At 48.9% G+C, this 15,551-nt stretch carries 3 protein-coding genes and 1 pseudogene; 2 read left to right on the top strand and 2 right to left on the bottom strand.

What is annotated here, in order from left to right; genetic code table 11:
* The first annotated feature begins 14 nt into the window (after positions 1–14).
* Both ACOMHB_RS12885 and ACOMHB_RS12880 read left to right on the top strand, forming a co-directional pair.
* Positions 15–1,358, top strand: a complete 1,344-nt coding sequence (locus ACOMHB_RS12885; protein WP_448216927.1) for a TolC family outer membrane protein — start codon at positions 15–17, stop codon at positions 1,356–1,358.
* A gap of 4 nt (positions 1,359–1,362) precedes the next feature.
* Positions 1,363–13,842, top strand: coding sequence for a VCBS domain-containing protein (locus ACOMHB_RS12880; RefSeq protein WP_448216926.1), 12,480 nt, complete (start codon positions 1,363–1,365; stop codon positions 13,840–13,842).
* Positions 13,843–13,963: 121 nt separating this feature from the next.
* Here the strand turns inward: ACOMHB_RS12880 and tnpA are convergent.
* A pseudogene (gene tnpA, locus ACOMHB_RS12875) lies at positions 13,964–14,188 on the bottom strand (IS200/IS605 family transposase); the annotation flags it as partial.
* Positions 14,189–14,505: 317 nt separating this feature from the next.
* On the bottom strand, positions 14,506–15,453 hold the full coding sequence (locus tag ACOMHB_RS12870) for a LysR substrate-binding domain-containing protein (RefSeq protein ID WP_448216925.1): 948 nt from the start codon (positions 15,451–15,453) through the stop codon (positions 14,506–14,508).
* Positions 15,454–15,551 lie beyond the last annotated feature (98 nt).

The following is a 15,551-nucleotide window of genomic DNA, read 5'->3' as shown; positions in this document are numbered from 1 at the left end:
CTGAATTAGCTCACATGAAACTGCCATTTCAACGACGTCAGCCGTCAGTAGGTCTGGCTCTTGTCGTATTTCTCACTCTTTCCAGCCACCAGACCCACGGGCAGAACCTTGAAGAAGTGGTCAGTATTGCCCTCATCACTAACCCGAAAATGCAACAGGCTCTTCATAAGGTTCAGGAACGCAAACACGATGAAACCGTTGCAAAATCAAGCTATCTCCCCACTCTGGATCTTCATGCTGGCGTCGGTCATGAGCGCACTGACAGCCCGGCAACCCGCAGCGGCGGACCTTCTACTGACGAATACCTCAGACGACGGGAAGCCTCTGTTGTACTGCGCCAGATGATTTTCGAAGGTTTCTCAACCCTGAACAATGACCGCAGAACGAAGGCAGCAACTCACTCAGAGCAATACCGCCTCCTGAATATCGCCTCCGAAATGGCTCTTGATGTGACTCGCTCTTTTCTGACGATCCTGATGCAGCAAAAAGCCCTGAAAATGGCTCATCAGAATCTGGATGCCCATGAAGAGATCTATTACTCGATCTTTAAACGCTCAGAGCATGGAGTTCAGAGCGTAGCCGATTTGAGCCAGATCAGAGGGCGTCTGGCAGTAGCGCATGCCAATGTCATTGCTGCCGAGAATAACCTGAACGACGCCAGGATACAGTTCCTGAAACTGGTGGGTATTCAACCAGATAATTTGATCGCACCAGATCCCGATACCAGCCTGATTCCAGAAACACTGGACGACACTTTGAGAGTGGCTACAAGCGACTATCCACTCCTGCAGTCAGCCACACTTGACCAAAAGGCTGCCGATCATGAGTACGAGGCCAGCAAAGGACGCTTTTATCCCGAGTTGTCTATCGAAGCGGGTCGTTCCTGGAATTACAACCTTAACGGGATCAAGGGCAGAGACGATGATTACGCTATTATGTTTCACGCCCGATACAACCTGTTCAGTGGTGGCAGAGATACCGGTCTGATGAAGGCTGCCCTGACCCGGCGAGAGGAGGCTGAGGACATTTACTCACAGGCAAGGCTACAGGTTCAGGAAGAAGTCAGGCTTTCCTGGGAAGCTCGCCAGCAACTCAAAAGACAGCTTCCCAAACTGGAAGAGCACTTTGAGGCCATCAATATGACCGTCAAAGCCTATCGCAGACAGTTTATCCTGGGAGAGCGGACCTTAGTGGATGTCCTGAATGCCGAAAACGAAAAGCTGGAAGCCAACATGGCCTGGAACCGGGCTTTAACCCATGAGCTGGAAGCCAAGTACCGACTACTGCATATCACCGGAAGACTGCTCGACTCACTGAAATTCACTCTGCCCGCAGACCGGATGCCACCCGGGAAGTAAGGTCATGAGAAAGCTGGTCATTCCATCTGAAGGTGCCAGAATCGGGAAAGTTTCAGGCGTTGTCTGGAAGCTATTACCGGATGGTTCCCGTCAGAGAATTTTTCCTGAAGACACTGGCACTGCCCTGTCCTCCAGTATTACTGTTGAAGTAGAAGATGACTCCGATCTTGAACTGATTCCAGAACCCCAGGCCCTGGATGAGCTTTTTACAGAGACAAGCGAACCTTCTGATGCTCTCAGACGAGAGCCTGCCACCACATCCGGACATGGCCAAAGTGTCACCGTGCCCTTTGTCTTACCCTTGAGTCTGGTCCGGATTGTACCAGCAGCGGGCTTTCAAACAGGGGCAAGATCTGAAGGTGCAGAGTCTGAACGGCTGCGCTCTGGCCAGTTCAGCAATGATCGGGCACAAGTAAACGACAACAGTGCTGTTCTGAAAATTGCTATACCGATCACAGTCGATAATGTCGTTAATCTCAAGGAGTCAGGGCACCTGCTCATCACCGGTACCGTCACGGATATTGAAGACGGCCAGAGTGTTCTGGTCATCCTGACGGATCAAAACGGTAAAAGCCTGCAAGTCTCAAGTACTATTTCCGGTGGTCACTGGCAATGCATTTTTAATGAAATGGGAGGCAACAGTGCAGGTCTTGTTGATGGCTCTGTTCTGATCGATGCTTCAGCTTCCGATCTTTTTGGGAATAGAGCCAGTGACAGCCATTCATTTATTCTGGATACCTTTGCATGGACCCGAATCGATGACGTTGACAGTATCGGTCAGACGTTACCCACAATGCTCAGTGGTCGCATAGACGGAGTCGAAAATAGCAGGGAAATTGAACTGAGAGACACTAACCCTGTTGTGTTCCCCTATGCCAGGTTGATTCCCAATGGCGGCTCAAGCTGGCAGACCCCGATTCCCGTTACTCAGGACCTTATCGGTATCAGTCCCAATGCATACGTCAGTGACCAGGCTGGCAACATCGCGACAGATTACCTCCCTCCTATTGGTAACCCAATTCGATTGGCCATTGATGAGCATACGGTCATTTATGTCAGACAACAGAACCCTCCCATTAGCAGTGAAAAGACGGATCTTACTTTTGACCTGCCATCACTGCAGAAGTTCGCTCCAAAGAATCTTGAAGTGATTGATAATGGACAGGCTTACCCTCTGCGTTGGCAAATATCAGACAGTTCACGTGTTCTTAATGGAATATACTCCGTTAACGGCAAGGAAAAGATAGCCATTCACTTCCAGATGCCTGCGCGCGGCTCCGGTCTGGCTGAATTTACTCTTGATGCACCGCTAAAGCATCCTGACGGTCAGGGGCAGAACAGTATCCGTTTTACCCTCCCTTATCTAAAAAGTGATCTCATTACTCAACACCGCTCCCTGGCCGGTCAAGAAGTTGAAGTTACCGACGACGTGCCTGTCGCAAAAGTCCACGCGGCGGTAGATTTGATAGAAGGCTCCTTAGCTAGCTGGCACCAGAGAGGCAGACTATTCACTAAAAATGATGCCGGGAATGATGATGCAAGATTGACCGCTGTTAACCAGAAGGCCATAGAAGACTACCCTGCTGAAGCCTCTGGAAACAGGGCTGACTGGAATAAGCTAACAGGACAATATGGAAACTTCTTTTTCCAGGCGGACGGTCGCTGGTTTTACAAGGCTTCGCCAGGTCAGTTGCACCCAGGGGGCAAACCCTTGAGTGAAACGTTTGAGTTTACCGTAACCGATTACGATGGGGATGATTCATCGGCCAGTATTACTTTCGATGTTCTGGACGGCACTGCCATTTCTACTGCCGATATTTTTTTCACAGCTGACCAGGAATGCCAGTCACCACCCGCTGCTGACAGTGGGATAGTCACCTATTTCAAAGGTTCAGACACTATTGCCGAGAACAGCCTGACTTTTGATGCAGATGCGACACTCTCTCAATTCAAACAGGTCCTGTCAGGCAGAACGGCTACCAGCAGTGCCGTAGCTCTCGATCTCAGCAGTCTTTATCCTGACCGTCAAGAACGTAATCTTGAGCTGAAAACAGTCGATGGAAAAACAGTCGCACAATTCTGGATAGATTCGGTGACAACGAACAGCAAGGGGGATGTCAGCGCCCGTATCTCGGTTCTACAGCATCTCAATCTTTCAGTAACGGATGCACAGGGCACATCCGATCTTATTCTCCCGGTTGTCACCCATGCCCGTGAGATCAAGGATGATATGGCAGAAGGTACCGCTTATATCACCTTGAAAGATGGCAGACTCGAAGCCCGTGACGACACAGGGTCCGTTATTGAAAGCCAGAAACTCAGTGGCAATGTTATTTCAAACGACACGCTCTGCTCGCACGTTGCCCAGGTATCAGAACTCTTTATTAATGGCCGTTTTCTTCCTTCAGGAACGGACAGTCACTTCCTTCCGGAACAAACGATTCAAACACTTAAGGGTGAGCTTCGTGTTGAAAAGGACGGGTCCTGGAGTTTTAGCAGCAGGGATTCGCTGAATCAGTCACAACCTCAGCAACTTCCGTTCAAATACACCCTTATTGCTATTGATGGCCATAAAACCGCAGCCACTTGCACTATTGATGTAACGGATGGTGCCCCTCCTGCCGGCGGCTTTTTATCCAGTCTCACTTTCAAAGAAGCCGGGCTGCAAAACCCTCCCCTTTATCCGGTTGTCACTAACAGCAACAGGGTCATCATCTCTGGAGACGGTTCAGACCCCATAGCTTCTTCAAGCCTGGTATTCAGTGACAGCAATGCCAAAGATTTATCGGGGAAATATTTCTCTGGTCATGTTCCGGTTCTCTTCACGGTTTCTGGAAAGACTCTCTCGGGTCTGGCGGCAAGTACAAAAGTACTGGACGTCGAGCTGATCCCGGAAACCCAAATCGGAAAGGACCTCGAATTCAGCTACAAGGCAACGCTCTACCAGCCTCTGGAGCACCCGAAAAACAACGCATTAGATATGTCTTTAACGGTCAATGCGGCTGATATTGATGGCAGTCCATTAGTAAACCACGGAAGTCTTTCTCTCACTGTTCAGGATGGAGCAAACTTACAGTTTTCAGATCAGGAAATGGCTACTCTGGATGAATCCGCCCTGATCAGCCAAGCTGTGATACAAGGAACTGCAAAGCTGCTGCTGACCCCAGGCTCCGACAAAATTGACACGTCCAGCTGGAAGTTTTCGTCGAATCAGCCTGGCCTGCTCAATCTTACCTCCCTGGGACATTCTTTGCTCATCGAAACCGGGACCATCAATAGAGTCATTCAACTTAAAGATTCATACACTAACAAACAGGTTCTGACCCTGACGCTGGATAACCTGCCTTCAGAACAAAACAAGTCAATGCTTCAGTGGACAGCTAAATTGCACCAGCCAATGGATCAGGATCGGGGGGCATGGCCAATACAGCTGGCGGTTGAGGCCGCTGATATGGACAACGACAAGGTTCAGGGATGGTTTTTTCTGGACATCAGCAATGATCAACCCAAGGCTGTGGACCACAGCTTCAGGCTTATCGAAGGCGAGAACATTTCCAGCAGTCAGGAAGGAACTCTATTCACACTTGAACAGGCAGGAGCAGACCTGGGTAAGATCACCGCCATCAATGGCACTGAACTGACTTCCAGTACCGACTTTCAGGTCTTCCCCGGAAAGCTTGGAAGCCTGTCAGTAAAACCTGACGGCACCTGGCAATATCAGGCTCTGCCAAACCTGATTCATCCACCAGAAAATATTCTATCAGAGACGTTGACTTACACACTGACCGATTCGGATAGTGATCAGTCCAACGCACAAATTACTTTTACCGTCGAAGATGGGACACCGCCTCACTTTGATCCAACCAGTGCTCCGATTCCACCCTCAACCGGGAGTCCTTCAAACGTCTCCGGTGAATTAATGACTCTGGATATCAATCAGGAGTGCAAGTCCCTGTCTCAAGCTGACAGGGGCAGAATCACTGTCATTAAAGGCTCAGACAGTCTGCCAGTCGATCAATCTCTGCAATTCGATCCGGATAAAACCCTTGAGCTGTTCAGGACAGCTTTAGCCAGCAGAAGCCCTCAGAGTAATGGTCACCCGATAGATCTGTCAGGCCTGAATCAGGACGCTGACAACCACCGTCTCGAGCTCAAAACCGACGAAGGTAAAACCGTTCTGCTGATCTCTCTGGAGAATTTTTTTCCAGATCCCGGCACCGGAAACCTGAAGTCTGAAATTCACGTTCTGCAGGAAAACGCTTTTCAGGTAAGCGGCACTGAACCTGTCATTTTGCCTGTTTCGTTAAAGGCTATTGATCATGATGACGACACCGTTCGTGCAACTGTCGATCTGAACATGATTGATGGCACTGTAACCGCCGTTGATGACTATAACGATGTTATTGAGGGAGAGACCGTCACCGGTAACCTGATGGACAATGATGAAACCTGTATGGACACGACAGCCGTCATTGCTGTCAATCTTGGCTCCCACTTCGACACTGCAGGGAACGACCCCAAAAAAATCTTCAATTACCCACCCGGAACACCGCTTACCACAAAGTATGGATCGCTGATGGTCAATAAAGACGGCAGTTACCGTTTCGATGCCAGCGACTCCCTGAAAAATAATCCTGATTCGGTCCAACAAATTTTCTCTTACACCTTGCAGGATGTTGAGGGCCACAAGGATCATGCCAGTGTTTATATTTCTATTGTTGACGGAACGCCACCGGAAGGCCATAACCTGGGAAAAATAAGAATAACTGAGGGGGAAGTCAGCGGGCAGAGATCCTACCCCGTCCATGGCTCACTGCACAGTCTTTTACCCGGAGGTTCGGACCCGGCTGATCCAAACAGTGTCCGCTTTGCTGGTCAGTTTGGCGACTTGAATAACAAACTGACATCGCTGGGCGAACCTTTGTCCTTTACCCAGGAAAAACAGTCTCTGCAAGGCAAAACGGGTGCTGGAATAACAGTCCTGTCTATTTTCACTCACCTTTCGATGGCTTCTTCCAGCAAGGATACACCCGTCACTCATGAAGTGCAGCTGTTCAGACCGCTGGATCACCAGGGCACTGGGCAAATCAATGAGCTTGTCAGTGTTGATGGGACTGACATTGATCTGAAGCTACCCATGACTTTTTCCGACTTTGATGGCTCACCCGCAAAGAAAACAGGGCTTCTGGAGATCAAAATCAAGGATGGAATAATGCCGAAAGTAACGAATATCACCAAGATAGGCATCGACGAGAAAAACATTCCTGTCAAAGACTCTGAGTCCGTGACTCTGGAACCAGGGTCTGACCCGATAGCACCTTCCAGCCTGCGATTTGCAAACAATCAACCGGGCCTGTCGGGTCTTTTCAGCAATGACCAGCCACTGACTCTGATTCGGGATAATGACCAGTCTCTCAGGTTGGTCATCAACAAAAACCCTGTTATTCAGGTGCTGACCATTAAACTCGAGGGTGCTCCAGCGCCAAATGCACCCTCAAAGGTCCGGTGGTCCGTTCAAATGGACAGTCCAATGGATCAGGACCAAGGCCAATGGCCCCTGAAGATTGCAGCAGAAATCTCAGACTCCGATGGTGACATTACAACGTTTATTCTGGCAGCAGATATCAGAGACAACATCAGTGGTCTCGATATTCTGGTGAATACACCTGAATTAACATTGATTGAGCCCCTGCTGGATGCACCTTCGCCAACAACCGATATGACATCAGCCATTGTACACGCTGGCACTGATAACATAGAACAGGTTCATTTCCTGACACCTGCTACTGATAGCCAGAACCGGGCCATTGATGACTCAGGCCATCCCCTCCTGCATGATGGATTACCTGTTCACTATAAGACAGAAGGCGACCAATCGATTCAAGCCTGGGCATATAAAAATGGAGCTCCGGACCAGAAGGTTTTCACCTTTACCTGTCAGGACTGCCCCAGTTCGGGCAACCCTATCCTTGCTAATACTTTTGCTACTGTTCATCTGAAGATTGAATGGTTCACCTTCCTTGATCATCAAGATGACAAGGGACAAAAAGATAATTTAAAACTGCCAACGACCGTGACTGCGATAGATACTGACGGTTCCAGGGTTCAGGATCAGATCATCCTGACTCTGACTGATGGTACTTTACCGGTGCCTGGGGATCCCCGGTCACCCGAACCTGCTGTGGACATTAATCGAGGTCAGGTAAACACCCTTGAAGCAACGCTTGATTTTACCCCCGGTTCTGACCGGGTCATCCCCGATATTGAGCTCAACGATCTGCAAAGCAGGCTTGGGGGGTTCAGTTCTGATGGGCATCTACTGAATAAAATAGAAAAAGCCCCTGATGGTTCTATTAATGTTTATCGTTCAGATAATCAGCTCGTGTTTACCCTGAAAGGCAAAGCACTACCTGGCAATCAGGCTGCACTGGAAGTCAGACAGCTCGACAATATTGACCACTTGCCAACAGCTTTATTTCCAGAATTTGCGAAAACCAGGTCAGTCTTGATAAAAGTCTGGCTGCATGACTCTGATGGTGACGAGAGTAAAGAATACAAAATCATCCATATTGATATTAAAGATACCAACCCTTCTGCTTCACCAGACTATTTCAACAATGGCAGCCCTCTGGCTCGTGAAGGTCAAACCGTCTCTCTGGATAAGAGTCGTGGGCTGATGAACAATGATCAGCTGAACGCCGATGCAGACAATGCCAGAATTACAGGGCTGCATTATCCACCTTATGATCATCAGGTTCCTGCTGGTTCATCAATAGCAGTGGACACCCCCCTGGGCAATCTGACCGTTTTCTCTGACAGCCAATGGTCTCTGAATACACGAGCATGTATTGATCATAGCGGCGGCAGAGACAGAACCGAAACCTTCCAGTACACGATTACGGATGGCGATCAGGACACTTCCGCTTCGGAAGCCTCGATCACAATCAGAGACTTTGATGCACGCTTTCGAAAAATACAGAATGCATCAGGCATTGAAGACCAGGTTTCCCCAGTGCCTGTGAATTTTGAAATATTGCTGGGTGATACAGACCGTGGTGAAACAATCAGCCAATTATGGGTTGTTGAGCGTTCACTGCAAAACGGTCAACTGACTTACAAGGGCAATCCGCTCCCGACAAATGACGGAAAGATTAATATACCTTCTGAAGCATTAGCGCCTTCCCAGGAGGACTGTTATCGTTTCTTTACCTCAGTTGAACTGGGTTATCTGCCACCCGCAAATGGCTCTGATTACAGCTTCGCCCAAAATAAAATCCGATTGAGACTAGAAGCTGGTATCAGCAAAAATCCCGGACCCGATCAGAGCATCAGCAGTCAGCTGAAAATCAACATCAGCGGGGTTGCAGACGAGCCATTGTGGAACAAAGGTAAGGACATCGACTACTTTACGACAGAAGAAGATCATCCTCTGACGTTAACGGGGGCTGGCGCCCGGTTGCAGGATACTGACGGATCCGAAACCCTTTCATACGAAATACTGGGCATACCAGAACACTCCGCTCTTAAACTAAACGGCACAACCCTCCTGGCTGGACACATCTTAACGACATCAGAGATTAAGCAAATAGAAGTGGTTCCGGACTCTGACTGGAGTGGGAAACTGTTAATACCGCTCAAAGCCATAGTCACTGAGGCTCCTCCCTTCTCGGTCCAGACAGCTAAGGCTGAACATACTCTGACTGTGGATGTACAACCCGTAGCCGATCAACCATCACTTTCCGTTACTCCAGCAATGGCGGGGGGCACTTCAGCCAGAGTTTCAACTCTGGAAGATGGCAAGACTCTGGTGGCCAATTATATCCATGCAAAGCTTTCGGATACGGATGGTTCAGAGCAACTGTTTATTCACATTAAACCCATGGTGAACCCTGGAGAAGATCCCGGAAGCTTCTGCCTCGAAAAAACAGATGGAAGCTGTGATCCTCTAACCACTGGCAAAAACCAGAATGCCAGAATGCTACCGGATGGCAGCGCCGAAATCGCTTACGATCACTTGTCCGATCTTGCTTATCAACCCGCAAAGGATCGCAGTTCTGCAAACTTTGCTGACCTTCGTTTGAAAATCAATGCGGTCAGTAAAGAAGACTCTCAGCAGGGGGTTGTCCCCTCTGCAGAAAAAGCCGTTTCTGCAGATAGGTTTCTCGAGCTCAACATAAAAGGGGTACCCGATGCTCCCTCGGTCACAGGCAACGCTGTCTGGATAACAGACCCCCAAAATAGATTTTCACTGACAGGCACGGGTCAGGAGGATCATGCATTGCCTATACAGTTCGATATCAGGTCTTCTGATATCGATGGGTCGGAATCCCTGAATGTCCTTCTGGATACCGCTCTTCTTTCCAATCGGTTTATGATCAGGGACTCTCTGGATCAACAGCCTCCTATTGCAGGTATTTCCTCTAACAAGCCTGTCTACCAGGTCAGTCAGAATGATCTGAAAACCGGAAAATACAGCATCATCCCTCCTGTGGATTACGCCGGTGAACAGCAGCTGACCTTGAAAACCCTGATCACCGAAAGAGACGGTGCCCGTTCCGTGTTTCCCGTTGAGTTGACCGCAAAGTTCCTCCCAATTGTCGATACTATTGGTGAACCCTTGTCTTACAGAGGTCGGGAAGTGGATCTGCTGCCTGACCATAAGGGCTTCTCAGGCGGTGCTGCTTTAACACTGGAAAGCATCAAATTGAAAGATACTGATGGCAGTGAAAGCCTTCAGGATATCAACAGAGTTCAACTGCCTGCCGGATTTCTGCTTTACCAGAAAAGCATTGCTACCTATTCCAGTCTGGATCCAGATCAACCTCTGGCCAGTCAGCTCGGTGGCAGGGATTCATTAATCGAGGCTTTGCGCCAGAAAACGCTGGTCATTGTTCCCGGAACAGGAGGCAATATCGACACCGACTTTCCGACAGCCAGTCAAACCGTTACAGACTTCACTTTCTACCCGGTGATTCGTGACCAACAAAACAATCTGGAGACCACCAGCGAAATCACCATGAAGGCAACCATTCGTTGGACCGGTGAGGTCGACGGTCCTACTTCTTCGCCGGTCAACAATGATGAGAATACCCGCATAGAATATCCCTCCAGCTATTCCTTTACAGGGCCGGATATACTTCTGACGAATTATCAGTTTACTTCAACTGACACAGATCAGAGCGAGCATGTTAATCAAGACAACCCTGTTTTCAGGATTGCTTTGCTGGACGCCGGGGGTCAGCCTCTGAGCAGCGGCTGGCATCTATCCGGCAGTAATCCCAACATCTTGACGTATAATGGCAATGAATGGTTGGTAAGCAAAAACAGCCTGACAGGCACGACTCTTCATATCTCAATGAAGGGTCATTATGAAATGAAGGTGGAATCACTCATCACGGATATTGGCGACCTTGAAGCTCGCTCGGCCCATTTTAATGTGATCAACAACCAATCTTCGGTGGATACACCTCCCCATGATCCCGGCGAAGTCTTTACCTGCGCTGATGGCATCAAGACAGATGAAGATAACTCACTCCCTCTTATCGGTTGCGTTGATCCTGCACAAGCTGTTTTCAGTCATGAGACCACAGCATTTCGGATCAATGCTTCCGATCTGCCTCCGAACTGGAGCCTGAACGGTGACTACACAAGGTCATGGGGTGAGAGTGGCGAGACAATCAGTTACCTGATTCTTCCCGGCAGCCTTCCCAATATTGTCATTAAACCGGCCAGGGACTTTTCCGGACAGCAGGTCATTCCTTTACAAATTCTTCAGCGCAACAATATCAGTGATCAGACCAAAGTCAGTTCACAGGATCTGCTTTTCAAGGTCAGTCCAATAGTTGACGACAACCCGGATCTCAGGACAGACCCGCAAGCCAAAGGCTCTGAATGGAACGGAAAAGATCAACCCTGGCCCATGAATCTGAAAATAAATCCGGCGGATACTGATGGTTCTGAAAGAGTTATAAGTGTTGAACTGGTTCCTCCAACAGGCATTCAATTACAAGGCACCGGTCTTTCATTTGATGGCGCTCGATATACACTCACCCGAGAGCCCGGTGAGTCTGTCGATGCATTTAACCAGAGACTGGCAAGTATTCATTTTATTCCTGCCAAGGGTATTTCAGGGAAGGTATCTGTCACTGTCGATTTCAGGATACAGGACTATGCACCCGATATTAGCGAGTCCCGGGAAAAAGATTTCAGCCGACAGCTTCAGCTGGAGATTGTACCTGCAAATAACTGTGCATCCCTGACCTCGCCGACAGCAGAAGGTGATGAAGACTCTGATATTCTGCTTTCTGGTCTGCAGGCAACACTCAATGACAATGACGGCTCCGAGGCCCTGTCAGCCCTCATCGAAAACATGCCCAACGGCGCAACCCTGTCAGATCAATCGAATAACCTTTTGCCTGCTAACGGTAATGGCAGCTGGCAAATTCCTGCTAGCCTGATCAACAGCTCCGGTCAAATCGCTCCATTAAATCTAAGGCCTCCCCTTGATTTCAGCGGTGAGCTGAACCTGCAACTAACCAGTTACAGTCATGAACAATCTCTGACCACATTCTGTACCAATATGAGCCCGCTCCCGGTGAAAGTCCGTCCGATAGGGGATGACCTGACTCTAAAAGAGCTGACAGAGAGCAACGGCCATGAAAATGTTGCCATAAACTTGCCATTGGATATCAGGATCACAGACACTGCCTCAGACCCCACTGATCATCCTGAAGTGATCGCTGTATCGGTCAAAATACTCAGCAGCAGTGAACCGACCATTTTCCCAACGGAAAGCAAAGCTGAAAAGCCCTATATAAAAACCCCTGATGGCCTTCGGGCTCTATTTATCCAATCAGGAACAGAGATCGAAGCCAGACTTGAAACAACCACCACTACTTTGCCACATTTGATCTATCAGCCCGGAGATGGACATGGCAAAGCAGATCTGCAGATTACGGCTCACTCGGTTGATAACACTGACGGTCTCGTTCCCGGAGAAGGTTCAGATGTCAGCCTCCAAATCAAAGTTATCATTGCACCCGCATCAGACCAGCCTGACTGCCAGATAGCATACGACAACATTACTGTATCAAAAAATGTTCCGGTACCTCTTGGTATCAAAGCGGCTGTGGTGAACCCGGCTCTTCAGGTCAACAACCTGGTCAAAACTGAATTGTACGTGCTTCTGGAAAACCTGCCACCGGCTGCATCGCTGATCAACAGTGTTACGGGCCAGCCATCAGGAGTACCATCGGCCTCACCTTCTGGCTGGGCACTGACAACCAGCGAGCTCAGTGAGCTTGCCATCATAAATCTGCCCACAGGTCAGTATGACCTGCAATTGAAAGCCGTTTCTGATGCTGCCGATGGTGCACCACAGCAAAGTGCAATCCAGAATATTTCAGTCACAGTGACCCCGGAAACAGCCAATATTCAAACGTCCGATAAAGATGATTTTGTACTGGGTAGTGACAAAGCTCGAACCATAAACACTCAGGGGGGAAATGATACCATTGGAGCAGGCCTGGCCGAGAACACTGTCATTGAAGGGTCAGGCAACGGGCAGATTTGGGGGGGTGAGATTAACAAAAATGGTGATGGAAAAACCGACCACTTCGTCTGGCAGAAGGGTGATGAAGGTGCCGGCGGAGCCTGGGACAATATCATGGATTTTGAGCCCGGTCTGGACAAAATTGACCTCTCGGCCATGCTCAATATCCAGACTGTTTGGGATACATCGAAACTTTCCAGCCAGTTGGTGATCACTGAATCCGCCAATCATAATATAGTGATTTACTGGACCGACGATAGCACTGGCGGGACATCGTCTTTTAACATCAGTAATGACGACAGTGTCCAAGTTTCCGGTTCCATCAAACAGCTGATCTATCTCAACAGCCTGCCTCTTAATACCCTCATTCCCGGTGGCGATAGCATGACTCAAGCACAGAGACTCAGCGCTCTTGTAGAGTCCGGCACCCTGAAGGTATCTAACCAATATGGACATGAAGGTTCTGATGTACTGCGCGATACTGTCGGAGGCCTGACTCTGGACGCCGGTGGGGATGACGATGTGCTTTACGCCCACTTATCAGGCAGTAACCTGATAGGAAACAGCGGTAATGATCAGTATATTCTGGGGAGCAGTACAGATACATCTATCTGGAAGAAAGGGCATGAAGGTACAACCATGAATCCAGCTTCCGACATTTTGAAAAACTTTGCATCTGTGGACGGCAATAAGGATGTTGTGGATATCGCCGAGCTTCTGCCCCGGGAAGCCAGCAAAAATCCGGAGCGTTATCTGAAACTGGAGCAAGACAGTAGTAATAGTTTGCTTAAAGTAGCCACTGAAAACCCTGACGAATGGACACAATTCATTGTGTTTGAGGACACACTGCTTATCCCTGATGGACAGGCAGCTGATGAAGCCCTGAGGCTAATGATTGAACAGGGACAACTGCAAACCAATGTCATGATATAAAGCTTTTCAAAGCGCGCCCATTCCCTGCTCAAGACATTCATGGTCTATCGTTTATGAGCACCTCATCCTGCTGGCTTAATAATCCTTAAAATGGGAAAGGATTTGTCTATGTTTGAACTTTTGAAACAGAGTATTTCGGCGGAATGCTAATGCAAATATGAACGTGATCTCGCATCAAATGCCCTTCCACAATTTCACACCCTTTGCGACTGGCAAGATCCTGGAAAATGGCTCCCGGAAATTTTCTCAAGCTCACATAAATAACCTTTTGCCTCTTTTTGGGAATAAAGACAATGTGATACTTACAATCCCATCGAGTATGAGTCAGACTTTTGTAGTCTGGCATAAGTTAAACCTCTCGGTTCTTGGCGGAACCTTCGAGGTTGGCTATCGAAGCCTCGGTATAACCTATGCGCGTCTCCCCAGCATAGCCGGAGGTTTGCCTGGTGATTAATCATCCCGAAAACTGGATGGACTAAAAGAAACTGCATATATATGGAAAACCGAAGTCGAAAATTGCCGAGCTATCAATGCTTCCTTGCTGTGTCCCACGTTATGAAATGCAAGATCATCAGAGATACAGGCAACAACTGACTGCTCCAAGGACATCACCCGCATCTCCAATCCCTCAATGGAATCAGTGTGGCCAGAGGATAAGGTCAATCAGTTTTCAGTATTTGCTGCCTTCGCATCCTTATTTAGCTGACTCGTTGATGACGAAACTTTGCTTTTCCGGCTCTCTTCCAGAACCCAGCTTCTGAACATTTCTGCCTTGGGATGCAGATACTGACGAGAAGGAGAAGTGAGATAGAATCCCTCAGAAGCCCTGATTTTTTGCGGCAACGGTGCCACCAGCTCACCACTGGCCAACATTCCTGCGACGAGTGACGTCCGGCCGAGTGCAAAACCCTGACCATACTTCGCCATTTCCAGTGCTGTAATCAGGGTATCAAACTGCATGCCTGAAGAGTTTTCACGGAATTCATAATCCAACTGCCTGAACCAGTACCCCCAGCCTTCTTCGTAGCCAATAACATGCAATAAGGTATGATCCGTTAGCTGTTCCGGACAATCAGGCAGTGGCAGCCCCTTGGCCAACTCAGGACTGCAAACAGGGAAGAGCTCGTCCTCAGTTAAACAATCAGCCTTCAGCCCCGGCCAGTCGCCCCGGCCATAACGTATTTCAAGGTCCGCCTCCCTGTCCTTGTCCTCTGCCCAGATATTACTGGTAAAACGTATTCCGATCTCAGGGAACTCTTCCTTGAAACGGACCATTCTGGGAGCCAGCCAGGTCGTAAAGAACACCAGGTTGACCCTGACAGTCAACAATCTGTCCCTGCCCTGACCGAACAGCTCTTCAGTAGCCACGGCCAGCGAGCTGACTGCTTCATGAACAGCAGGAAGATAAGCCATACCGGCTTCCGTCATTTCCAGCCCACGGGGAAGCCTTTTGAACAGGGCTACTCCAAGCTGATACTCAAGACCTTTAACCTGTTGGCTGACCGCAGCCTGGGTAAGATTCAATTCATTGGCTGCATGAGTAAAGCTAAGCAGACGAGCAGACGCCTCAAAGGAGCGCAGCCAGTTCAAAGGGGGTAGTCGCTTTTTCATTGTAATAATCACAGCAGGGCAAAGCCCTGCAGTATCATCCCCAGACAAATTGAAGACAGTTCATTTTTTGTAACAAAACTGCAATCAAACTAATTGCG

It is taken from the genome of Endozoicomonas sp. 2B-B (genome assembly GCF_053470045.1).
The sequence above is the reverse complement of the archived record's forward strand: the minus strand, read 5'-3'. Positions and strand labels throughout refer to the sequence as shown.